Origin of the sequence: Pseudomonas sp. IPO3778, from assembly GCF_013386825.1 — a bacterium.
Taxonomy (GTDB): Bacteria; Pseudomonadota; Gammaproteobacteria; order Pseudomonadales; family Pseudomonadaceae; genus Aquipseudomonas.
In genome coordinates, this window is record NZ_JACARC010000004.1 from 1 (window position 1) to 23587 (window position 23587).

Sequence of the window (23587 nt, forward strand, 5' to 3'; positions counted from 1 at the left end):
CGTGATGAACCAAAAAAAAGCGCCAGGCGATTAGCCTGGCGCTTTTTTAAATATGGGGTGGACGAAGGGGATCGAACCCTCGACAACGGGAGTCACAATCCCGTGCTCTACCAACTGAGCTACGCCCACCATAACACTTGAGCAAAAAGCCGATCACATCGACTTCTTTTATTTGGTGCGGATGAAGAGACTCGAACTCTTACACCTTGCGGCGCTGGAACCTAAATCCAGTGTGTCTACCAATTCCACCACATCCGCATGAAGCGCTTAAAGCAAAGGCGCCAGACTGTTAATCTGGCGCCCTTTAAATATGGGGTGGACGAAGGGGATCGAACCCTCGACAACGGGAGTCACAATCCCGTGCTCTACCAACTGAGCTACGCCCACCATATTGCGCTACTTGTGCCAAAGCTGCCTAATGGCGCACCCGGCAGGACTCGAACCTGCGACCATCCGCTTAGAAGGCGGATGCTCTATCCAGCTGAGCTACGGGCGCCTTATTAATCTGTACTCTTGGAGGATTACAAACTAACCAGTGCTAGGCTGTGCCCGACAAGTGCGACGAATAGTATAGATGCCCCCGAAACCCGTCAAATCCTTTTTATAAAAAATTCATTTTATTTAAGGGGTTAGGGGAATTTGCAGACCAAGCGCCTTTGCCCTCACGTCATGACATGCGAGAATGCGCGCACTTTTCTTCCCCCTCTCGATGGTTAATCACGCGTAATGACTGCACAACTTATCGACGGCAAATCAATCGCCGCCAGCCTGCGCCAGCAGATCGCCAAACGAGTCGCCGAGCGCAGCCAACAAGGCCTGCGCACGCCGGGCCTCGCGGTGATCCTGGTCGGCAGCGATCCTGCCTCTCAGGTTTATGTCTCGCACAAGCGTAAAGACTGTGAAGAGGTTGGCTTTATCTCCAAAGCCTACGACTTGCCTGCCGACACCACCCAGCAGGCGCTCACCGACCTGATCGACGGTCTCAACGACGATCCGGCCATCGACGGCATCCTGTTGCAGTTGCCATTGCCCGAGCACCTGGACGCGTCCAAGTTGCTCGAACGCATCCGCCCGGACAAAGACGTCGACGGTTTCCACCCTTATAACGTCGGCCGCCTGGCCCAGCGCATCCCGCTGCTGCGCCCGTGCACCCCGAAAGGCATCATGACCCTGCTGGAAAGCACCGGCGTCGACCTGTACGGCCTGGACGCGGTGATCGTCGGCGCCTCGAACATCGTCGGTCGCCCGATGGCCATGGAGCTGTTGTTGGCCGGCTGCACTGTCACCGTCACCCACCGCTTCACCAAGGACCTGGCGGGCCACGTGGGCCGTGCCGACCTGGTGGTGGTCGCCGCCGGCAAGCCGGGCCTGGTCAAGGGTGAGTGGATCAAGCAAGGCGCCATCGTCATCGACGTCGGCATCAACCGTCAGGACGACGGCAAGCTGGTGGGCGACGTGGTGTACGAAACCGCCCTGCCCCGCGCCGGCTGGATCACCCCGGTACCCGGCGGCGTCGGCCCGATGACCCGTGCCTGCCTGCTGGAAAATACCCTGTACGCAGCCGAAACCCTGCACAGCTAATAACCAGCCGCTCTGAAAAAGCCCTGCCTTATCGCAGGGCTTTTTATTGGCCGGATAAAAAGTAGTTTTTTCTTAGTTTTTAAGGGGTTTCATCTGTTTTCAGAAGAACATTCGACAGTTTCTGATCCATACTTCTAAAATGTAACGTTAATTGTCAAAACGGCCGTTGCAGAACGGCATATTCCTACTTTTTAGCGAGTTCATCCGCGTGAAAATTCATCTTTCCATTGTCAGCCTATTTTTTGCATTGACAGGCACCTTCGCGAGCGCAAGCGAAACCACGATCGCCCCCCGCGACATGTCCACCCTGCACATCGCCTCCGGCAGCGCGATGGTGGTGGACCTGCAGACCAACAAGGTCATCTATGCCAGCAACCCGGATGTCATCGTGCCGATCGCCTCAGTGAGTAAACTGATGACCGGCCTGATCGTGCTGGAAGCCAAGCAGAACATGGATGAATACATCGACATCAACATCAAGGACACGCCGGAGATGAAAGGCGTGTTCTCCCGGGTCAAGATCGGCAGCGAGATGCCGCGCAAAGAGATGCTGCTGATTGCCCTCATGTCCTCGGAAAACCGCGCGGCTGCCAGCCTGGCCCACCACTACCCGGGTGGCTACCCGGCGTTTATCGCGGCAATGAACGCCAAGGCCAAGGCCCTGGGCATGACCAGTACTCATTATGTGGAACCCACCGGTCTGTCGATCCACAACGTGTCCACCGCCCGTGACCTGAGCAAACTGCTGGCCGCCGCACGCAAATACCCGATGCTCAGCCAGTTGAGTACCACCAAGGAAAAAACCGTGTCGTTCCGCAAACCCAACTACACCCTGGGTTTCTCCAACACGGACCACCTGATCAACCGCGCCAACTGGGACATCAAGTTGACCAAGACCGGCTTCACCAACCAGGCCGGCCACTGCCTGGTACTGGTCACCAGCATGGGCAATCGCCCGGTGTCCCTGGTGATCCTCGATGCCTTCGGCAAATTCACCCACTTTGCCGATGCCGGGCGTATCCGCAGTTGGGTCGAGACCGGCAAGAGCGGTTCGGTGCCAGACGTTGCGTTGCGTTACAAGGCTGACAAGAACCTGAAAAACCGCCCACGGGCAAACGTCCAGGTGACCGAGTCCCGCTGACCGGTAAAAACAACGACATAAAAAACGGCGCCCTTGAGCGCCGTTTTTTTATTTGGCCTGACTGGCCAGGGTCTTGACCGCCTGGGCCGCCGCCTGCTCCTGGCCCGCCTGGGCCGTGGCACTGGCAGCCTGCTGCCAGCGCTGGGCATCGACCTTGGCCGGCAGCTGCGTGGGCCGCTGAATCAGCACGGCCCACTTGCCGCCCTCTTTCCAGGCCGACTCGAAGGCGCTGAAGTCCATGGGCATGCGCCGCGCCAACCCCGAACGCAGCAGCACCATGCTCTTCTGTTTGTTGTAACCCACCACCACCACATACCGCGGCCCGGCCCAAAAGGTCGAGCCCTGGGTGATGCGCGCCATCACCGGGTACCCGGCCGCAACCTGCGCCAACAGCGCCGGCAACTGGTCTTCCAGTGGGTACACCAGCATCCCGTATTCACGGGCCAGCACCTGCATGTTGCGCTCAAGGTCCGCTTCGGCGCCCGGCAAATGCAGCGGCTTATCCAGCAAGCCCGGTGTAATCACAATGCCTTGTTGGGACAGCATGCTGGCTAAGGCCGCCGGGCCGCCGAGGTAGGTCTCACCGCGGAAAGCCGGTACGCCTTTAAGCTCCACAGCCTCCGGCAGGCCCGGAATGCTCGTGGGTTTTGGGTGTGAGGTGCAGGCCGCAAGCCCTATGAAACAAGCGACGACCCACCAGGAGGTTTTAATGTTCGAGGGAAACCGCAACTTCTTCACTCACTTGATCAACGGGCAGACATGGGCCCTGATCATAGGACGCTCTTGGGCGCGGGTATAGCCTTGCACCGCAGTAAAACACCCGCCATAGAGCAAACAAGTTGGACGCACACGACCATTGGTCAATAGCAGGCAACCTGCGGATAGCTAGACTGTCCATTGAGAAGACAGTGTGTGCCCCGTACCGGGCGAAAGGAGGCACTTATGGGCCTGACAACGACAATTCTGCTTTTGATCGGTGGCTGGCTGGCCGTCGCCGCCGCCATGCTGTGGGGCGTGATGCGCGTGACCCGCCGGCATCATCATCCACAAGTAAAACCCGCAGCACCCGGCAAGCTGCACAAACCCGCCGGGCACCACGCCTGAGGCCTTAGCCTGGCATGCAGCTGAAGTCGTCAGTCTGCGCCAACTCCTTGCCGTGGCTGTCCTTCAACTCGGCGCGTACCGTGGTACCGAGGCTGGATTCCACCAGGGTGTAATGCTCGCCCGCCTTGAAGTTGCCGTAGGTAACATGCCCGCGACAATCCTGCTGGTTGTCATCCCCCGCCTCTTCTTCAAACAAGGTGACATCCAGGCGATGGGCGCCGGGTTTCACTTCGAAGTAACGGCCATCATTAATGTTTTTACCGTCTACCCGCTCGGCCATCAGGTCGTTGGGTGCCTCCTCTTGCAGGCCGATCCAGGCTTCGCTCGGGTCCGCCTTCGGTATCGGGCCGGCGCACGCCGACAACAGCAGGACGACACTCAAGGCCGGGATCAACAACAAGGGTTTAAGAGACATGGCAGAACTCCAAATGGATAAAGAGTGAACGGGCAGAACAACGCCTGTTCGATCGGTATCAAGCTTGGTACCCCCGCCTTTGTTGAACAAATGAATACATATGAAAGGATCTTCAGCCGTTAACTAAATGTTCCTTCACCTCGCTGAAAGGTGCGTGTTAGGTGGGTCGGGCAAGACTGCCGGGGTTTGCAATCCCACTCCTTTGGAGGTTCACGGCATGCTCGGGCTGGTAAAGACCGCACTGCTCAAGCCCTACACGTTTATCGTGCTGGCAATTTTCATCTGCATCATCGGGCCCATGGCGGCCTTGCGTACGCCCACTGACGTATTTCCCGATATCGGCATCCCCGTAGTCGCGGTGGTGTGGCAGTACAACGGCCTGTCGCCGGACGCCATGGCCGGTCGCGTGATCTACACCTACGAACGCTCCCTGAGTACCACCGTCAACGACATCGAACACATTGAATCGCAGTCGTTACCCGGCATGGGCATCGTGAAGATTTTCTTCCAGCCCGGCGTGGATATCCGCACCGCCAACGCCCAGGTAACCGCGGTGTCACAAACCGTACTCAAGCAGATGCCACCGGGCATCACACCACCACTGATCCTCAACTACAGCGCCTCCACGGTGCCGATTTTGCAGATGGCGTTCTCCAGCCCCAGCCTGTCGGAAGCGAAGATCCGCGACCTGGTGCAGAACAATATCCGCCTGCCCCTGAGCGCCCTGCCCGGCCTGGCCATGCCTACCCCCATGGGCGGCAAGCAACGGCAAATCACCCTCGACCTCGACCCCCAGGCACTGGCCGCCAAAGGCCTGTCGGCGCAGGACGTGGGCAACGCCCTGGCCCTGCAGAACCAGATCATCCCCGTGGGTACCGCCAAACTCGGCCCCAACGAATACACGATTTTGCTCAACAACAGCCCCAAGGCGATTGATGAGCTCAACGACCTGCCGATCAAGACGGTCGACGGCGCGATCATCACCATCGGCCAGGTGGCCCACGTGCGTGACGGCTCGCCGCCGCAGACCAATATCGTGCGGGTCGACGGCCATCGTGCGGTGCTGATGCCGGCCCTGAAAAACGGCAGCATCTCCACCCTGTCGATCATCGACGGCATCCGCCAGATGCTGCCGCGTATCAACGAAACGTTGCCGCCTTCGCTGAAAACTTCACTGCTGGGGGACGCCTCGGTGTTCGTCAAACAGTCGGTGGGCAGCGTGGCCCAGGAAGGCATCATCGCGGCCTTGCTGACCAGTGCGATGATCCTGCTGTTCCTCGGCAGCTGGCGCTCGACCATCATCATCGCCGCCTCGATTCCCCTGGCGGTGCTGTCCGCCATCGCGCTGCTGGCGGCCACCGGGCAAACCCTCAACGTCATGACCCTCGGCGGGCTGGCGTTGGCGGTGGGGATTCTGGTGGACGACGCCACGGTGACCATCGAGAACATCAACTGGCACCTGGAACAAGGCAAGGCGGTGAAGGACGCGATCCTCGACGGTGCCAAGCAAATCGTCGGCCCGGCGTTCGTCTCCCTGCTGTGTATCTGCATCGTGTTTGTGCCGATGTTCATGCTGCAAGGCATCGCCGGTTACCTGTTCCGCCCGATGGCACTGGCGGTGATTTTCGCCATGGCCAGCTCGTTCATTCTGTCCCGCACCCTGGTGCCGACCCTGGCGATGTTCCTGCTCAAGCCCCATGTGCCGGAGCAAGGCGAAGGGCACCATCCGGAAGATGAATTCATCAACCACCACGAGGGCGAACAACACAAGCCACCGCGCAATGCCGTGCTGCAATCGGTGCTGAATTTCCAGCAGGGTTTCGAACGTCGTTTCTCCAACCTGCGGGACGTTTACCACAGCCTGCTGACCCTCGCCCTGGGTGCACGCAAGCGGTTCATCGTGGGCTTCCTGGGGTGCATCCTCGCCTCGTTCCTGCTGCTGCCAAGCCTGGGCCAGGACTTCTTCCCGGCCACCGACGCCGGCGCCATGGCCCTGCACGTGCGCCTGCCGCTGGGTACGCGCATCGAAGAAAGCGCCGCCGCCTTTGACCGCATCGAAGCGCGGATTCGCGAGATCGTCCCCGCAGACGAACTGGACACCATCGTCGACAACATCGGCATCCCGCTGAGCGGCATCGACATGGCCTACAGCAGCAGTGGCACCATCGGCCCGCAGGACGGCGATATCCAGGTCACCCTGAAAAAGGACCACGCCCCCACGGCTGACTACGTGAAAAAACTGCGTGAAGCCCTGCCCGAAAGTTTCCCCGGCAGCCAGTTCGCGTTCCTGCCGGCCGACATCAGCAGCCAGATCCTCAACTTCGGCTCACCCGCCCCGCTGGACGTAAAAATCTCCGGGCGCAACGATGAAGAAAACCGCGCCTACGCCATCGAACTGGAACGGCGCCTGAAACACATACCGGGCATCGCCGACCTGCGCATTCAACAGTCCACCGGCTATCCGTCGCTGCAAGTCAATGTGGACCGGATGCGTGCCAACGGCCTGGGCATCACCGAGCGCGACGTGACCAACAGCATGGTGGCGTCCCTGGCCGGCAGCTCGCAAACCGCGCCGACGTTCTGGCTCAACCCGGCCAACGGCGTGTCATATTCGATCGTGGCGGCCACCCCGCAGTACCGCCTCGATAGCCTGCCGTCCCTGGAAGCATTGCCGGTCACCGGGGCTGATGGCCAGTCGCAGATCCTCGGCGGCGTGGCGACCATCTCCCGCGTACAAAGCCCGGCGGTGGTGACCCACTACAACATCGAACCGACCCTGGACCTGTACGCCAACGTGCAGGGCCGCGACCTCGGCGGCGTCGCCAGCGATGTGCAAAAGGTACTGAATGACATGGCCCCGATGCGTCCCAAAGGCGCGACCATCAGCCTGCACGGGCAGATCGATGCGCTGCATGAAGCGTTCAACGGTTTGAGCTTTGGCCTGCTCGGTGCGGTGGTGCTGATCTACCTGCTGATCGTGGTCAACTTCCAGTCCTGGACCGACCCCTTTGTGATCATCACCGCGCTGCCTGCAGCCCTGGCGGGGATCGTGTGGATGCTGTTCCTCAGCGGCACGTCGTTATCGGTGCCGGCACTCACGGGGGCGATCCTGTGTATGGGCGTGGCCACCGCCAACTCGATCCTGGTGGTGAGCTTCTGCCGGGAGCGCTTGGCCGAACATGGCGATGCCCTCAAGGCCGCACTGGAAGCCGGCTACACACGTTTCCGCCCGGTCTGCATGACCGCCCTGGCGATGATCATCGGCATGCTGCCGCTGGCCCTGTCCGAAGAACAAAACGCGCCGCTGGGACGTGCCGTGATCGGCGGCCTGATTCTCGCCACCACGGCCACTTTGCTGTTTGTACCCGTGGTCTTCAGCCTGGTCCACGGTCGTCACCCTACTCGCGCTGCTGCTGGAGAAACTTCACATGTCGTCTGATCACAAACCCTCGCGCAAGCGTCTGATGCTCATGGGTGTCGGCGGCCTGACACTGGCCGCCCTGTTGGTCGCCAACGGCCTGCACGCCCGTACGATGCATGAAAAATCCGTCACCGCCTGGACCGAAACCGCCGCCGTGCCCCAGGTGCTGGTGTTCCAGCCAAAACAGAACGCGGCCGGCGACACCCTGCGCCTGCCCGCGCACCTGGAGGCCTGGAGCAAGGCACCGATTCATGCGCGGGTCAGCGGCTACCTGAAAGACTGGAAAGTCGACATCGGTACCCAGGTCAAGGCCGGGCAGATCCTCGCCGAGATCGACAGCCCCGACCTCGACCAGCAAGTGGCGCAAACCCACGCCCGTATGGTCCAGGAACAAGCCAACGCCCGCCTGGCGCAAACCACCGCCACCCGCTGGCAAAACTTGTTGGCCAGCCATTCGGTATCGCGCCAGGAGGCGGATGAAAAAACCTCCAACGCCCTGGCCGCCAAGGCCAATGCCCAGGCTGCCGAAGCCGACTATGCGCGGCTCTCGGCCCTGGAAGACTACAAGACCATCCGCGCACCATTTGCCGGCGTGATCACCGCGCGCAACACCGACATCGGCCAGTTGATCAAGGCCGACAGCGACAGCGATCCGGAACTGTTCGACATCGCCGACACCCACCAACTGCGCCTCTACGTGCCGGTGCCGCAGAACTACGCGGCGGTGATTCATCCGGGGCTGGCCGCCCAACTGACAGTGCCCGAGCATCCCGGTGAACACTTCAGCGCCAAGCTGATGGGTGACTCCACCGCCATCGACCGCCGCTCCGGCACCTTGCTTGCGCAGTTCGTGGCCGACAACCCGGACGGCAAGTTACTGCCCGGCGACTACGCCGAAGCCACCCTGGCCATTCCGGCCGATACCCACGGGGTGAGCATCCCGGCCAGCGCCCTGATCTTCCGGGCCCAAGGCACCCAGGTCGCGGTACTGGATGCCAAGAACCACGTGCACCTGCAAGACATCCACATCGGCCTCGACCTGGGCGAACGCCTGGTGATCGACCAGGGCCTGAAACCCGCCGACCGCGTGGTGGACAACCCGCCCGACGCTCTGCGCGAAGGCGACGCCGTACAACTGGCCGACGCCGGGGGTGCGCATGCGCCCAAGGCTTAAACCCCTCGCGGCCTTGGTATTGGTGGCACTGCACGGTTGCTCGCTGGCGCCCACCTACAAGGCACCGACCCTCGACCTGCCGGCCAAGTACCGCGAACAGACCAGCGACGGCCCGTGGCACAGCGCACAGCCGTCCGACCAACTGGCGCCGAAGTGGTGGCAGCTGTACCAGGACCCGCGCCTGAACGACCTGCAGGAACAACTGCTCAAGGCCAACCCGGACCTCGCAGCGGCGCTGGCGCATTTCGATGCGTCCCAGGCGTATGCCAGCCAGCTGCATGCCGGGTTATTCCCACAGATCACCGCCAGCGCACAACCGTTGCGTCAGCGGCAATCGGATACCCGGCCGTTGCGGGGCGATACCCAGCCTTCGGTGTACAACAGCAACACGGCGGGGTTTGCGCTGAGCTTTGATCTGGACCTGTGGGGCAAAATCCGCAACCAGGTGGCGGCGGGTGATGCCCAGGCCCAAGCCTCCGGGGATGACTTGGCGGTGGCACGCCTGAGCCTGCAGCACCAGTTGGCGACGCTGTATGTGCAGCTCAACGGGCTGGATGCACAAAGCCGGATTCTCAGCAGTTCGCTGGACGATTTTGGCCAGGCGTTGCAACTGACCCGCAGCCGGTATGAAGGTCAGATTGCCTCCGAACTGGACCTGACCCGTGCCCAGAATCAACTGGCGGAAGCCGAGGCGCAGCTGGATGACGTGCGCGGCCAACGCAACCTCACCGAGCATGCGATTGGTGAACTGGTGGGCGTGTCTGCCAGCGAGTTCCAGCTGCCACCGAGCAAGCAACTGATTGCATTGCCGGGAATTCCGCAGCAACTGCCGAGCCACCTGCTGCAACGCCGCCCTGATATTGCGGCGGCGGAGCGACGGGTGTTTGCGGCCAACGCGAATATTGGCGTGGCGAAGGCCGCGTGGTACCCGGACTTCAGCTTGACCGGCTTGATTGGCGGGCAGACGCAAGGTGTGGGCAACTTGTTCTCGGCGGCCAATCGGTATTGGGCGCTGGGGCCGCTGGTCAACCTGCCGATCTTTGATGGCGGGCGGTTGAGTGCGAATGAGCGCCAGGCCAAAGCCGAGTTTGAAGAGGCTTCGGCGCATTACCGCAGCCAGGTGTTGCGCGCGGTGCGCGAGGTTGAAGACAACCTTGGGCAGTTGCGTGACTTGCAGCAGGAAGCGATGGACGAACAAGCCGCCGCGAATGCCGCCGAACACACTCAAACGCTGGCGATGAACAGTTATCAAGCGGGGGCTGTGAGTTACCTGGATGTGGTAACAGCGCAGACGGCGGCGTTGCAGGCGCAGAGGACGTTGCAGGCGGTGCAGACGCGGCAATTGCAAGCGAGTGTAGGGCTGGTGACAGCACTCGGTGGCGGCTGGAAGCCCGACGCCTGACATTACTTTCGAGCCCACCCGGATCAACTGTGGGAGCGGGCTTGCTCGCGAAAAACGTTAACGGTGACGCGTACCGTCTGGTTGTACGCGGCGCCCTCGGTTTTTTTTCGCGAGCAAGCTCGCTCCTACAATGGCTGATGATCGTTCCCGCGCTCCGCGTGGGAATGCCGCCTCGGACGCTCTGCGTCCAACTGCCAGTGCACGGTTCAAGCCTTGCGCAGTGGTGACGCAGAGCGTCACGGGATGCATCCCCACGCAGAGCGTGGGAACGATCGCAACGCGCGCTCCTGACCAACCGGGATCAACTGTGGGAGCGGGCTTGCTCGCGAAAAACGTTAACGGTGACGCGTACCGTCTGGTTGTACGCGGCGCCCTCGGTTTTTTCGCGAGCAAGCTCGCTCCTACAATGGATGGGGCAGCCTGTTGGTTCAATGAAGCGTGGACAAGCCCAACGCCGCACCAAAAAACACGAAGAATACCGCCACTATCCTGGAACCTGTTTTCCCGGCAGACGGTGAGGTAAGTCTCGAAGCAATCCTTGTCGCCAGCAATGCATAACCGGAAAGCAGGCAGAACTTGATCAGTGCGCTGATCACCACCAGCAACGCGAAAAACTGCAGGTCCGGGGTGCCGGACTTTTCAAACTGCGGCAGCAGCGCCGCGAAATAGACAAAGGCTTTCGGGTTGCTGATCCCGACCAAAAAAGACTGGGACCACTGACGCCCCACCGACGGGGCGCCGGCTTGCGCAACGACCGGGCCTGCTACCTGCGCGGCCCTGCGACTTTTGTTGAACGCCGCAACGCCCAGGTAAATCAGGTAGGCCGCCCCGGCCAGTTTCAAGGCGTTGAACAGTGCGGGGTGATGGGCGAAGAACGTTGCGATACCCAATGACGAAATCAACCCCATGAGCAAGATCGCAAACACATCGCCGGTCAGCACGCCGATGGCCTTCAACGGCCCGAACCTGATGGCGTTATTGATCAGGAAAACCGTGGATGGCCCAGGTGATCCGGTCTGGACCATGGTGATCAGGATGAAGGTCAGCCATGCGTACAGGGTCATGATGGAGTGCTCGTCCGCGGGGTAGTGTGCAGGAGGCACTATTGTTTGGGTTATTGAGGCGGGGTTTTAGGTCCAGACAGGCAATATTTTCGCAGCCAATCGGCGTAACAGTCCGTCTGTATGGTGATTTTATTGGGGGTCTGTAGCGGCCCCTCACCCTCTCCACAGGGGGCGAGAGTAAGGGGTCGTACTCAAGCCAAACGTATCAGGCGGCGAGCTTGCCGCTGGCAATCGCCTGTGATGCTGCCACCATCGCCCTCAACAACACCGCACACCCCGCCGCCAGATCATCGGGCGCTGCGTTCTCGATTTCGTTATGGCTGATGCCGCCTTCGCACGGCACAAAGATCATCCCCGCCGGCCCCAGTTCTGCGACGAAAATCGCGTCATGCCCTGCCCCGCTCACAATGTCCATGTTCGACAACCCCAACCCATTGGCCGCATCCCGCACGGCATCCACGCAGCCTTTGTCGAAGTACAGCGGCGGGAAATCGGCGGTGGGTGTCATCTCGAACGTCAGGCCGTGCTTGGCGCATGTGTCGTCGATCACCTTGCGCACCTGGGCAATCATTGAGTCCAGGCGTGCCGGTTCCAGGTGACGGAAGTCCAGGGTCATGCGCACTTCGCCAGGAATCACATTGCGTGAGCCCGGGTAGGCCTGCAGGCAACCCACGGTGCCGCAGGCATGAGGTTGATGGCCCAGCGCGGCCGCGTTAACCGCGGCCACCACGGCGGCGGCGCCCACCAACGCGTCTTTACGCAAGTGCATTGGCGTCGGCCCCGCATGCGCCTCCACGCCACGCAGTTTCAAGTCGAACCATTTCTGGCCAAGGGCGCCCAGCACCACGCCGATAATTTTCTTTTCATCCTCAAGAATCGGGCCTTGCTCGATATGCGCTTCGAAATACGCGCCTACCTTGTGCCCGCTCACCGGCCGCGATCCGGCGTAGCCAATGGCATTCAGCGCATCACCCACGGTTACACCGTCGGCGTCGGTCTTGGCGAGCGTGTCTGCGAGGGTAAATTTCTCGGCAAACACACCGGAGCCCATCATGCAGGGCGGAAAGCGCGAGCCCTCTTCGTTGGTCCACACCACCACTTCCAGCGGCGCCTCGGTTTCCACCTTAAGGTCGTTGAGGGTTCGCAACACCTCAACGCCCGCCAGCACACCAAAACACCCATCAAACTTGCCACCGGTGGGCTGGGTGTCGATATGGCTGCCGGTCATCACCGGCGGCAATTTGGGATTGCGCCCCGGTCGGCGGGCGAAGATATTGCCCACGCCATCGATGGTCACGGTGCAGCCAGCCTCCTCGCACCACTTCACAAACAGGTCGCGAGCCTGGCGATCGAGGTCGGTGAGGGCCAGGCGGCAGACGCCGCCCTTGGGGGTGGCGCCGAGCTTGGCGAGTTCCATCAGGGACAGCCACAAACGGTCGCGGTTAATGTGCTGATGGGTGGATTGCAGAACGTCTACGGCAGCGTTCATGGGGATCTCCTCAGGCTACTTTTTATATGAATCGACTCGATCAACTGTGGGAGCTGGCTTGCCTGCGATGCGGGCGACTCGGTCTTTCAGTTGCACCGGGTCGATGCCATCGCAGGCAAGCCAGCTCCTACATTGACCGTGTTCACAAGGGTGTTTTTACGGCGACTGCACGGACACCGCGCTTCCTGCACAGGCCGTAATACAACACCCCGCCCAACGCCGAGCCGGTGAACCAGCCATAGCTGTAGAACCAGCTGAACGCACTGCTGCCAAGAGACAGCAAGGTCAGCACCACCGGCACGCCAAACGCCAGGAAGCCATGCCAGTTCCACGCCGGGTACACGTCATCGCGGTACAAACCGGCGAGGTCCAGTTGCTGTTTCTTGATGATGAAATAGTCCACCACCATGATCCCGGCAATCGGCCCCAGCAGGCTTGAATAGCCCAGCAACCAGTTGGAATAGACGGTCTCCAGGCTCACATCGGAGATGATCAGCCCGAGCTTTTTCAGCAGTTCATGGGCCATCAGCGCCAGCCCCACCAACCCGGTGAGGATCACGGCCGTGGTGCGGTTGATCAGCTTGGGGGCGATGTTCTGGAAGTCGTTGGTGGGCGACACGATGTTCGCCGCCGTGTTGGTGGAAAGCGTGGCGATGATGATCAGCGCCATGGCCACAGCCACCCACACCGGGCTCTGGATATGGCCGATCAGGGTCACTGGGTCGGAAACGGTTACGCCCACCAGCTTCACCGAGGCAGCGGTCATGATCACGCCCAGGGACGCAAACAGGAACATGGTCAGCGGCAGGCCGAAAATCTGCCCCAGGATCTGGTCCTTCTGGCTTTTGGCGTAGCGGCTGAAGTCGGGAATGTTCAACGACAAGGTGGCCCAGAACCCCACCATCGCCGTCAGGCCGGCCATGAAGTAGCCGGTGAGGCTTGCGCCTTCGGGGCGCTTGGGCGGGATCGCCATCAGCTCGGTCAGCGAGACGTTGGGCAAGGCCCATACCAGCAGGCCGATGCCCACCGCTACCAGCAGCGGTGCCGACAAGGTTTCCAGCCATTTGATCGACTCGGCGCCGCGCAACACCACCCACAGGTTCAGTGTCCAGAAAATCATGAAGCCGATCACTTCACCGGTGCCGCCGAGGGATTTCCAACCCTCGAAAATCGAGCCCAGGAACAGGTGAATCGCCAGGCCGCCAAACATCGTCTGGATACCAAACCAGCCGCACGCCACCAGCGCGCGGATCAGGCACGGCACGTTGGAGCCGAGCACGCCGAAGGACGAGCGCAGCAACACCGGAAACGGGATGCCGTACTTGGTACCGGGAAAGGCGTTAAGGGTCAGCGGCACCAGCACCACGATATTGGCCAGCAGGATCGCCATCAGCGCCTCGCCCACCGATAACCCGAAGTACGCGGTGAGCACGCCGCCCAGGGTGTAGGTCGGCACACACACCGACATGCCGATCCACAGCGCGGTGATATGCCACTTGTTCCAGGTGCGCTCGCGCACCTTGGTCGGTGCCATGTCGTGGTTGTAGCGGGGGCTGTCGAGGACGTCGGGGCCGGCGTCGAGTTCGTACAGCCCGTTGCGCTCAATGACTTGCGATCTGTTCTGTTGCATGGCCGCTCCACGGTTTTTTCGAATTATTTTTGCGCATCCCGTGACGTGCACAGGATGGCCGGAGTACCGCGTTGACAACATGACACCCGGGACCCGGCCAACCGCCACCGCACTCAATAACCGTGCCGTAAACCGTCGCCCTGCCCGCACCGCTTATATAACTTGCTGATGTTTATCAGCTTTATGGTCTCGACCGAAAAGCCCTTCGTTACGTTCAGCGTTACTCAGGCCAAATAACGCAGAAGTTGTCCGAACCCTCAGGACTCAATCTGGTGCAACACAATTATTTTTATTTACCAGCCCCGTCAAGAGGCATGTCTCAAGCATCTGATTTGCAATAGGAAATGTTGCTCAAATTAGGAACCTGTCAAGTGCGTCAAAATGGTGAGAGGTCGCTACATTTTGGTGATTTTGATTTTTTATCGTTAAAATTCAATTACTTAATACAGATATAAGCTTATAAAAAATATTCTTGCTCATTCGAAAAACTCGGGCTAGTTTCTATTCCTGTCACCGCTGACAGGAATTAAACCTCCAGCGGCGCGATGCATGACAACACTTAGAACTGGCACAAGCCGGTCAAGCCTGTGAGGAACTCGACATGTCGCTGTTGATCCGTGGCGCTACCGTTATTACCCATGATGAACGTTACCGAGCCGATGTTTTATGCGCAGACGGTCTAATCCGCGCCATTGGCACTGATCTGGATATTCCCGCCGGCACCGAGGTACTCGACGGCAGCGGTCAATACCTGATGCCCGGCGGCATCGATCCCCATACCCATATGCAATTGCCCTTCATGGGCACCGTGGCCAGTGAAGACTTTTTCAGTGGCACGGCCGCCGGGTTGGCGGGCGGTACCACGTCGATCATCGACTTTGTGATTCCCAACCCGCAGCAATCCCTGCTGGAAGCGTTCCATCAGTGGCGCGGCTGGGCCGAGAAGTCGGCCTCCGATTACGGCTTTCACGTCGCCGTGACCTGGTGGAGCGAGCAGGTGCGCGAAGAAATGGCCGAACTGGTCAGCCACCACGGCATCAACAGTTTCAAGCACTTCATGGCGTATAAGAACGCGATCATGGCCGCCGACGATACTCTGGTGGCCAGCTTCGAACGCTGCCTGGAGCTGGGCGCGGTCCCCACGGTGCATGCCGAAAACGGCGAGCTGGTGTATCACTTGCAACGCAAGCTGATGGCCCAGGGCATTACCGGGCCTGAAGCGCATCCGTTGTCGCGGCCTTCGCAAGTGGAAGGCGAAGCCGCCAGCCGGGCGATCCGGATTGCCGAAACCATCGGCACGCCGCTGTACCTGGTGCACGTTTCCACCCAGGAAGCGCTGGATGAAATCACCTACGCCCGCAGCAAGGGCCAGCCGGTGTACGGCGAAGTATTGGCCGGCCATTTGCTGCTGGACGACAGCGTCTACCAACACCCCGACTGGCAGACCGCGGCGGGCTACGTGATGAGCCCGCCCTTCCGCCCGCGCGGGCATCAGGAAGCGCTGTGGCATGGCCTGCAATCGGGCAACCTGCACACCACCGCCACCGACCATTGCTGCTTCTGCGCCGAGCAGAAAGCCGCCGGGCGCGATGACTTCAGCAAGATCCCCAATGGCACCGCCGGTATCGAAGACCGCATGGCGCTGCTGTGGGACGAAGGCGTGAACACCGGGCGGTTGTCGATGCAGGAGTTCGTTGCGCTGACGTCGACCAACACCGCGAAGATCTTCAACCTGTACCCGCGCAAAGGTGCGATCCGCGTGGGGGCCGATGCTGATCTGGTGCTGTGGGACCCCGAGGGCACCCGGACCATCTCGGCGAAGACTCACCATCAGCAAGTCGACTTCAACATCTTCGAAGGCAAGACCGTGCGCGGCGTGCCCAGCCACACCATCAGCCAGGGCAAGCTGGTCTGGGTGGACGGGGATCTGCGTGCCGAGCGAGGTGCGGGGCGCTACATCGAACGGCCGGCGTATCCGTCGGTGTTTGAGCAGTTGAGCAAGCGGGCCGAGCATTCCAGGCCGGTGGCTGTGAAACGCTGAAAGCGGCCTTCGGCCTATCGCGGGCAAGCCCGGCTCCCACATTTTTGAGCGGTGAATACTTCCAAATGTGGGAGCTGGCTTGCCTGCGATGAGGCCGGTACAGGCAATAAAAAAAACCACTGCCCACCAGAGGCAGCACCTCAAAAACCGTGAGGCCAATACCGTGATCCAGACCCTGAACCATCTTCCCCACCCCCCTGAAGATGCGGCCGCACTCGCCGCCCATTTCACCGACCTGGCGCCGCCGCTCAATGCCCGGCAAGCCCAGCTGGAAGCCTCGCGCTGCCTGTATTGCTACGACGCACCGTGCGTCAACGCGTGCCCCAGCGAGATCGATATCCCCTCGTTCATCCGCAATATCCACACAGAAAACGTCCAGGGCGCCGCGCAGAAAATCCTCTCGGCGAATATCCTCGGCGGCAGTTGCGCCCGGGTGTGCCCGACGGAAATCCTTTGCCAGCAAGCCTGCGTGCGCAACAACGCCGAAGAATGCGCCCCGGTGCTGATCGGCCTGTTGCAGCGTTATGCCGTGGACAATGCGCACTTCAGCGAACACCCGTTCCAGCGCGCCGCGCCCACCGGCAAGCGCATCGCCGTGGTCGGCGCCGGGCCTGCGGGGCTGTCCTGCGCCCACCGCAGCGCGCTGCACGGCCATGACGTGGTGATTTTCGAAGCCCGGGAAAAAGCCGGCGGCCTGAATGAATACGGGATCGCCAAGTACAAGCTGGTGGACGATTTTGCGCAAAAGGAACTGGATTTCCTCCTGCAAATCGGTGGCATCGAAATCCGTCACGGCCAACGCCTCGGCGACAACCTGACCTTGAGCGAACTGCACCAGCAATTCGATTCGGTATTCCTCGGCCTCGGCCTGGCCGCCAGCAAACAGCTCGGCCTGCCCCACGAAGACGCCCCCGGCCTGCTCGCCGCCACCGACTACATCCGCGAACTGCGCCAGGCCGACGACCTCAGCCAACTGCCTCTGGCCGACCGCTGCATCGTCCTCGGCGCCGGCAACACGGCCATCGACATGGCCGTGCAAATGGCCCGCCTCGGTGCCCGCGACGTCAACCTGGTGTACCGCCGAGGCTTGGCTGAAATGGGCGCCACCGGCCACGAACAGGACATCGCCAAGGCCAACCAGGTGCGCCTGCTGACCTGGGCCCAACCCGAAGAGGTGTTGCTCGACGACCAGGGCCATGTGCGCGGCATGCGTTTCGCCCGTACCCGTATGGTGGATGGCCGCCTGCAAGCCACCGGCGAGACCTTTGAACTGGCCGCCGACGCGATCTTCAAGGCGATCGGCCAAGGCTTCGATGACGCGGCGCTGCACGACCCGCTGGCGCACCAACTGCAACGCCAGGGCGAGCGTATCTTCGTCAACGAACAGCTGCGCACCAGCATCCCCGGTGTGTATGCCGGCGGCGATTGCGTCAGCCTCGGCCAGGACCTCACCGTGCAGGCGGTGCAACACGGCAAGCTGGCCGCTGAAGCCATGCACGCCCAACTCATGCTGAATGTGGAGGCTGCGTAATGGCCGATCTCTCGATTGTGTTCGCCGGCATCAAAGCCCCCAATCCTTTCTGGCTGGCCTCCGCGCCGCCCACCGACAAGGCCTACAACGTGGTCCGTGCCTTTGAGGCGGGCTGGGGCGGCGTGGTGTGGAAAACCCTCGGCGAAGACCCCGCCGCGGTCAACGTCTCATCCCGTTACTCGGCGCACTTTGGCGCCAACCGTGAAGTGCTCGGCATCAATAACATCGAGCTGATTACCGACCGCTCCCTGGAAATCAACCTGCGGGAAATTACCCAGGTGAAAAAGGACTGGCCCGACCGCGCGCTGATCGTCTCGCTGATGGTGCCGTGTGTTGAAGCGTCGTGGAAACACATCCTGCCGCTGGTGGAAGCCACCGGTTGCGATGGCATCGAGCTGAATTTCGGTTGCCCCCACGGCATGCCGGAGCGCGGCATGGGCGCGGCGGTGGGCCAGGTGCCGGAGTACGTGGAACAGGTGACGCGCTGGTGCAAGACCTACTGCTCGTTGCCGGTGATCGTCAAGCTGACGCCGAACATCACCGACATTCGGGTGGCGGCCCGGGCGGCGTATCGCGGCGGTGCGGATGCGGTGTCGCTGATCAACACCATCAACTCCATCACCAGTGTCGACCTGGAGCGCATGGTCGCCCTGCCGATGGTGGGCACCCAAAGCACCCACGGTGGCTACTGCGGTTCGGCAGTGAAACCGATTGCGTTGAACATGGTGGCGGAGATTGCCCGGGATCCACAGACCCAGGGTTTGCCGATCTGCGGGATTGGCGGGATCGGCAACTGGCGCGATGCGGCGGAATTTGTCGCGCTGGGCTGCGGCGCGGTGCAGGTGTGCACGGCGGCGATGCTGCACGGGTTTCGGATTGTGGAAGAAATGAAGGACGGCCTGTCGCGGTGGATGGACAGCCAGGGCTACAGCAGCTTGCAGGAATTTTCCGGGCGGGCGGTGGGTAATACGACGGATTGGAAGTACCTGGATATCAACTATCAGGTGATCGCCAGGATCGATCAGGAAGCCTGTATTGGGTGTGGGCGTTGCCATATTGCCTGTGAGGATACTTCGCACCAGGCGATTGCCAGCTTGAAGCAGGCGGATGGCACGCATAAGTACGAGGTGATTGATGACGAGTGCGTGGGCTGCAACCTGTGCCAGATCACCTGCCCGGTGGCGGACTGTATCGAGATGGTGCCGGTGGACACCGGGAAGCCGTTTTTGAACTGGACGCAGGACCCGCGCAACCCCTACCGGGAAGCGGTGTAGTCCTTTAGATCGCTATCGCAGGCAAGCCAGCTCCCACATTTGGAATGCATTCCTCTGTGGGAGCTGGCTTGCCTGCGATGAGGCCCTCAATGTCACAATAAGGCTCAAGGCTCCAACCCAATCCCCCGCAGGATCACACTCGTCACCGTTTGCACCGCCCGCTCAAACTGCATGTCCGACAACGGCTGATGGTCATTCAGGATCTTCACCTGATGATCAAAGTCGGCATAGTGTTGGGTCGAGGCCCAGATCATGTACAGCAGGCTCGACGGCTCCACCGGCAAAATCCGCTTGTCTTCCACCCACTGGCGAATCTTCGCCTCTTTCATCTTGGCCCAGTCGTACAGGCTCACGTCCAGTGCCTCACCCAGGGTCGGCGCGCCGTGGATGATTTCATTCGCCCAGACTTTCGAACCATACGGCCGGCTGCGGGAGTGCTGCATCTTGGCGCGGATGTAGCTGCTGAGCACCACCCGTGGGTCGTCGAACATCTCGAAGCACAAGGCGTCCTGTTTCCACACTTCCAGCAGGTCGAACAGCACCGCGCTGTACAACTCACTCTTGGTGCTGAAGTAGTAATGCAGGTTGGAACGCGGCAGTTGCACCTCTTCGGCGATGTCGGCCATGGCAGTGCTGCCATAGCCCTTCTCGGCGAAGACCTTTTCCGCCGCCAGCAGAATCTTTTCGACGTTGACCCGACGAATACCGATCTTGTGATTGCCCATACGGGCTCCCTGACAACAACATGGCCTCAAGACTACCATCCGCTCCAGGCCGTGCGACACGCCACTGTGAAACTTCGTACAAGAACCTTCCCCGTGGAAAGCGGATTGGTTAGCATCGCCATCCCCTCGAAGGATCCTCTCCATGACTATCCGACAGCGAGACGCGTGCGACGACCCGGTGCTTGGCGCACTGTGGGAACGCTCGGTGCGCGCCACCCACGATTTTCTCAGCGAAGACGACATCCAGCGCTTGCTGCCCCTGGTACGTGATTGCTACCTGCCGATGCCCGCACTTGAAGTGTGGGTGTACCAAGACGCCCAGGGCATTGCCGGCTTTGTCGGCACCGGCGGCAATAATGTTGAGATGCTGTTTATCGACCCGAGCCGACGCGGCCAGGGCATCGGCCGCCAGTTGCTGGACTTTGTGCGCGCCCGCCACGACACCCTGCGGGTGGATGTGAACGAACAGAACCCGCAGGCCGTGGGTTTCTACCTGCACTATGGTTTTACCCAGACCGGCCGCTCGCCCGTCGATGGCGAAGGCAAACCCTTCCCCTTGTTGCACATGGCTCTACCGAACGACTGACTCTCACCTGAAGGTATTGAACAATGTTGATCAAGAAGACCCTCACCACCGTCGCCCTGCTGGCCTCCCTGCTGGGCGCCTCGGCCGCCTTTGCCCACGCCCACCTGAAAAGCGCGAAGCCTGCCGCCGACAGCAGCGTCGCCGCCCCCAAGGACCTGCGCCTGACGTTCAGCGAAGGCGTTGAAGCGACCTTCACCAAGGTGTCCCTGAGCAAGGACGGCACCGAAGTCGCAATCAAAGGCCTGGAAACCCCGGACGCCGACAAAAAGGTGCTGGTGGTGACACCGGCCGCACCGCTGGCCGCCGGCACCTACAAAGTGGTGTGGAACGCCGTCTCGGTGGATACCCACAAGAGCAACGGTGAATACAGCTTCAAGGTCGGCCAATAATCCATGGCCACCCTGCTGGTGCTGTGCCGCTTCCTGCATTTCATCGTAGTGCTGTTGATGTTCGGGGCCTGTGTGTTCAGGCCCTGGCTGCTGGGCGCAGGACCACAACCGGTGCTCGACCGCCAATGGTCGCGCATCACCCACGGGTTGGCGTGGCTGGCACTGGTGTCGGGGGTGGCGTGGTTGCTGTTGATCAGCGCGAGCATGGCCGGAGTGGGGCTGGGCGCGCTGGAGTGGTCGACGGTGCGCTTGGTGCTGGGCAAAACCTTCTTCGGCCAGGTCTGGACCTGGCACCTGGTGCTGAACCTGCTGCTGGTGCTCGGTTTGATGACACCCTGGAAAGCCGTGCGCCTGCCGCTCTGCGCACTGCTGCTGGCGACGCTGGCACCGGTGGGCCATGGCGCCATGCTCAATGGCCTGGCCGGGCAACTGCTGATCCTCAATCAGGTGGTGCACCTGGTGTGTGTCGGTGCCTGGCTCGGCGGCTTGCTCATGCTGGTATTGATCCTCACACAATCGCCCCGCCCTCCATTGGAGCCGATCCTCCAGCGCTTCAGCGGTGTCGGTTATGGCCTGGTCACGGGTTTGCTGGTGACCGGCCTGATCAACGTGCGGGTACTCACCGGGCAGTTCTGGCCCACACCATTGTTCACCGGGTTCGCCCTGATCCTGCTGATCAAGGTGTTGCTGGTGTTTGGCATGCTCGCACTGGCGTTATTGAACCGCCTGCGAATCCACAACGGTGAACAGCGACTGCCGGCGTTGAAGGCCAGCGTGAGACTGGAACTGTTACTAGGTGTTTCAGCGGTAGCCGCGGTTTCGTTGCTTGGCACCTTGCCACCCATGGTTCTGAACGGCTAAAAAAACGAGCGCGGGCACGGTCAATGTGAGAGCTGGCTTGCCTGCGATGCAGGCAACCCGGTCTTTCAGGTACACCGAGGTGGTGCCATCGCACGCAAGCCAGCCCCTGCATTTGATCGGTGGCGCGACCGAAGTCATCGTATAACTTTCGATTGACAACCCCCTTAAACCTCGCAAATATCGCCCCCAATGTTGTACGACAACGTATAACAAAAAATAAAAACAACAAAAAGACAAGGGAGCGTCACTGTGAGTCAACTCGTCCGCACTTTCTCCAGCACCACCCGCTTTGCCGCCATCGGCTTGAGCAGCCTGGCCTTCACCCTTCCCGTCACCGCCTCGGCAGAAGGCTTCGTCGACGATGCCAAAGCCACGCTTAACCTGCGCAACGCTTACTTCAATCGCAACTTCACCAACGCCGCTCACCCCCAGGCCAAGGCCGAAGAGTGGACGCAAAGTTTTATCCTCGACGCCAAGTCCGGTTTCACCCAAGGCACCGTCGGCTTCGGCCTGGACGTGCTCGGCCTGTACTCGCAAAAGCTCGATGGCGGCAAAGGCACCGCGGGCACCCAACTGCTGCCCACCGGCAGTGATGGCCGCCCCGTCGACAACTTCGGGCGCCTGGGTGTGGCCCTGAAAACCCGGCTGTCGAAGACCGAATTGAAAGTCGGCGAATGGATGCCGGTGCTGCCGATCCTGCGCTCGGACGACGGCCGCTCACTGCCGCAAACCTTCCGCGGCGGCCAGGTCACTTCCAGCGAAATCGCCGGCCTGACCCTGTACGGCGGCCAGTTCCGCGGCAACAGCCCGCGCAACGACGCGAGCATGGATGACCTGTTCCTCAACGGTAAAGCCGCCTTCACCTCCGACCGCTTCAACTTCGGCGGCGGCGAATACACCTTCAACGACAAACGCACCCAAGTGGGCGTGTGGTACGCCGAACTCAGCGACATCTATCAGCAGCAGTATTTCAACCTCACCCACAGCCAGCCCGTGGGCGACTGGACCCTGGGCGCCAACCTGGGCTTCTTCAACGGCAAGGAAGACGGCAAGGCCCTGGCCGGCGACCTCGACAACAAAACCGCGTTCGCCCTGCTGTCGGCCAAATACAAAGGCAACGCGTTTTATATCGGCCTGCAGAAACTCACCGGCGACAGCGCCTGGATGCGGGTCAACGGCACCAGCGGCGGCACCCTGGCCAACGACAGCTACAACGCCAGCTACGACAACGCCAAGGAGAAATCCTGGCAGGTGCGGCATGACTTCAACTTCGTGGTGCTGGGCATTCCCGGGCTGACCATGATGAACCGTTATATCAGCGGCGATAACGTGCACACCGGGGCGATCACCAATGGCAAGGAATGGGGCCGCGAGTCGGAACTGGCCTACACCGTGCAGAGCGGTGCGCTGAAGGACCTGAATGTGCGGTGGCGCAACGCGACGATGCGTCGGGACTTCAGTACCAATGAGTTTGATGAGAACCGGATATTCATCAGTTACCCGCTGTCGTTGTTATAGCGGTTTACAAACAACAGGAACGGCCTTTGTGGCGAGGGAGCTGGCTGTGGTGAGGGAGCTTGCTGTGGCGAGGGAGCTTGCTCCCGCTGGAGTGCGAAGCGCTCCCAGGATTTTGGGGCTGCTGCGCAGCCCAGCGGGAGCAAGCTCCCTCGCCACAGCAAGCTCCCTCACCACAGCAAGCTCCCTCGCCACAGGAAAGCGATGAACCTCTATCAACTTCGACCAATAGCGCGTTGACAAG

General features: G+C 61.0%; 19 protein-coding genes and 4 tRNA genes. 13 read left to right on the top strand and 10 right to left on the bottom strand.

Translation table 11 applies throughout. The features are described 5' to 3' along the window. Positions 1-53: 53 nt before the first annotated feature. From HX855_RS00605 to HX855_RS00620, 4 genes are all read right to left on the bottom strand, one after another. Positions 54-129, bottom strand: a tRNA-His gene (locus HX855_RS00605). 44 nt (positions 130-173) lie between these two features. Then, positions 174-258, bottom strand: a tRNA-Leu gene (locus HX855_RS00610). 53 nt (positions 259-311) lie between these two features. Further along, positions 312-387, bottom strand: a tRNA-His gene (locus HX855_RS00615). Between the two features lie 32 nt (positions 388-419). Continuing rightward, a tRNA-Arg gene (locus tag HX855_RS00620) sits at positions 420-496 on the bottom strand. Between the two features lie 230 nt (positions 497-726). On the opposite strand from HX855_RS00620, the gene folD reads away from it, so the two are divergent. After that, entirely contained in the window at positions 727-1581 is an 855-nt protein-coding gene (gene folD, locus HX855_RS00625) for a bifunctional methylenetetrahydrofolate dehydrogenase/methenyltetrahydrofolate cyclohydrolase FolD (RefSeq protein ID WP_177085098.1), read from the top strand. 208 nt (positions 1582-1789) lie between these two features. After that, entirely contained in the window at positions 1790-2722 is a 933-nt protein-coding gene (gene pbpG, locus HX855_RS00630) for a D-alanyl-D-alanine endopeptidase (RefSeq protein ID WP_177085096.1), read from the top strand. Positions 2723-2770: 48 nt separating this feature from the next. Here pbpG and HX855_RS00635 read toward each other — a convergent pair whose 3' ends face one another. Then, on the bottom strand, positions 2771-3451 hold the full coding sequence (locus tag HX855_RS00635; protein ID WP_177085100.1) for a peptidase C39 family protein: 681 nt from the start codon (positions 3449-3451) through the stop codon (positions 2771-2773). 213 nt (positions 3452-3664) lie between these two features. Here HX855_RS00635 and HX855_RS00640 point away from each other — a divergent pair, with 213 nt between their 5' ends. After that, positions 3665-3826: a hypothetical protein gene (locus tag HX855_RS00640; RefSeq protein ID WP_177085094.1), complete on the top strand. Its 162-nt coding sequence runs from the start codon at positions 3665-3667 to the stop codon at positions 3824-3826. A gap of 4 nt (positions 3827-3830) precedes the next feature. On the opposite strand, the gene HX855_RS00645 is transcribed toward HX855_RS00640, so the two are convergent. Further along, entirely contained in the window at positions 3831-4241 is a 411-nt protein-coding gene (locus HX855_RS00645) for a hypothetical protein (protein WP_177085092.1), read from the bottom strand. 217 nt (positions 4242-4458) lie between these two features. On the opposite strand from HX855_RS00645, the gene HX855_RS00650 reads away from it, so the two are divergent. From HX855_RS00650 to HX855_RS00660, 3 genes are read left to right on the top strand one after another with little or no spacing between them, the layout of a single operon-like run. Further along, positions 4459-7680 (top strand): efflux RND transporter permease subunit, encoded by a 3222-nt coding sequence (locus HX855_RS00650; protein WP_177085091.1) that lies wholly within the window; start codon positions 4459-4461, stop codon positions 7678-7680. Further along, positions 7670-8836 (top strand): efflux RND transporter periplasmic adaptor subunit, encoded by a 1167-nt coding sequence (locus HX855_RS00655; RefSeq protein ID WP_177085089.1) that lies wholly within the window; start codon positions 7670-7672, stop codon positions 8834-8836. Before HX855_RS00650 ends, HX855_RS00655 begins: the two co-directional genes overlap by 11 nt. Beyond that, positions 8820-10238 (top strand): efflux transporter outer membrane subunit, encoded by a 1419-nt coding sequence (locus HX855_RS00660; protein ID WP_177085087.1) that lies wholly within the window; start codon positions 8820-8822, stop codon positions 10236-10238. The genes HX855_RS00655 and HX855_RS00660 overlap by 17 nt, the downstream gene beginning before the upstream one ends. A 428-nt stretch (positions 10239-10666) precedes the next feature. Here the strand turns inward: HX855_RS00660 and HX855_RS00665 are convergent, their stop codons facing one another. The 3 genes from HX855_RS00665 to HX855_RS00675 all read right to left on the bottom strand — a co-directional run bounded on the left by HX855_RS00665 (position 10667) and on the right by HX855_RS00675 (position 14421). Then, positions 10667-11302, bottom strand: a complete 636-nt coding sequence (locus tag HX855_RS00665; protein WP_177085085.1) for a LysE family translocator — start codon at positions 11300-11302, stop codon at positions 10667-10669. Positions 11303-11507: 205 nt separating this feature from the next. Next, positions 11508-12791, bottom strand: coding sequence for a Zn-dependent hydrolase (locus tag HX855_RS00670; protein ID WP_177085083.1), 1284 nt, complete (start codon positions 12789-12791; stop codon positions 11508-11510). A 142-nt stretch (positions 12792-12933) separates the two neighbouring features. Further along, positions 12934-14421 (bottom strand): NCS1 family nucleobase:cation symporter-1, encoded by a 1488-nt coding sequence (locus tag HX855_RS00675; RefSeq protein WP_177085081.1) that lies wholly within the window; start codon positions 14419-14421, stop codon positions 12934-12936. 601 nt (positions 14422-15022) lie between these two features. On the opposite strand from HX855_RS00675, the gene hydA reads away from it, so the two are divergent. The 3 genes from hydA to preA all read left to right on the top strand — a co-directional run bounded on the left by hydA (position 15023) and on the right by preA (position 19267). Then, positions 15023-16462, top strand: a complete 1440-nt coding sequence (hydA, locus tag HX855_RS00680) for a dihydropyrimidinase (protein ID WP_177085079.1) — start codon at positions 15023-15025, stop codon at positions 16460-16462. Between the two features lie 163 nt (positions 16463-16625). Then, positions 16626-17993: an NAD(P)-dependent oxidoreductase gene (locus tag HX855_RS00685; protein WP_177085077.1), complete on the top strand. Its 1368-nt coding sequence runs from the start codon at positions 16626-16628 to the stop codon at positions 17991-17993. Continuing rightward, on the top strand, positions 17993-19267 hold the full coding sequence (gene preA, locus HX855_RS00690; protein WP_177085075.1) for an NAD-dependent dihydropyrimidine dehydrogenase subunit PreA: 1275 nt from the start codon (positions 17993-17995) through the stop codon (positions 19265-19267). Before HX855_RS00685 ends, preA begins: the two co-directional genes overlap by 1 nt. Positions 19268-19371: 104 nt before the next feature. Here the strand turns inward: preA and HX855_RS00695 are convergent, their stop codons facing one another. Next, positions 19372-19992: a TetR/AcrR family transcriptional regulator gene (locus HX855_RS00695; protein ID WP_003207828.1), complete on the bottom strand. Its 621-nt coding sequence runs from the start codon at positions 19990-19992 to the stop codon at positions 19372-19374. 142 nt (positions 19993-20134) lie between these two features. Here HX855_RS00695 and HX855_RS00700 point away from each other — a divergent pair, with 142 nt between their 5' ends. From HX855_RS00700 to HX855_RS00715, 4 genes are all read left to right on the top strand, one after another. Beyond that, a complete protein-coding gene (locus HX855_RS00700) occupies positions 20135-20578 on the top strand; it encodes a GNAT family N-acetyltransferase (protein WP_177085073.1) in 444 nt (147 codons plus the stop codon). Positions 20579-20601: 23 nt separating this feature from the next. Beyond that, on the top strand, positions 20602-20967 hold the full coding sequence (copC, locus tag HX855_RS00705) for a copper homeostasis periplasmic binding protein CopC (RefSeq protein WP_177085071.1): 366 nt from the start codon (positions 20602-20604) through the stop codon (positions 20965-20967). A gap of 3 nt (positions 20968-20970) precedes the next feature. After that, positions 20971-21828 carry a copper homeostasis membrane protein CopD gene (gene copD, locus HX855_RS00710; protein ID WP_177085069.1) on the top strand — a complete coding sequence of 286 codons (858 nt, stop codon included), beginning with the start codon at positions 20971-20973 and terminating at the stop codon, positions 21826-21828. A gap of 249 nt (positions 21829-22077) precedes the next feature. Next, positions 22078-23346: an OprD family porin gene (locus HX855_RS00715; protein WP_177085068.1), complete on the top strand. Its 1269-nt coding sequence runs from the start codon at positions 22078-22080 to the stop codon at positions 23344-23346. Positions 23347-23587 lie beyond the last annotated feature (241 nt).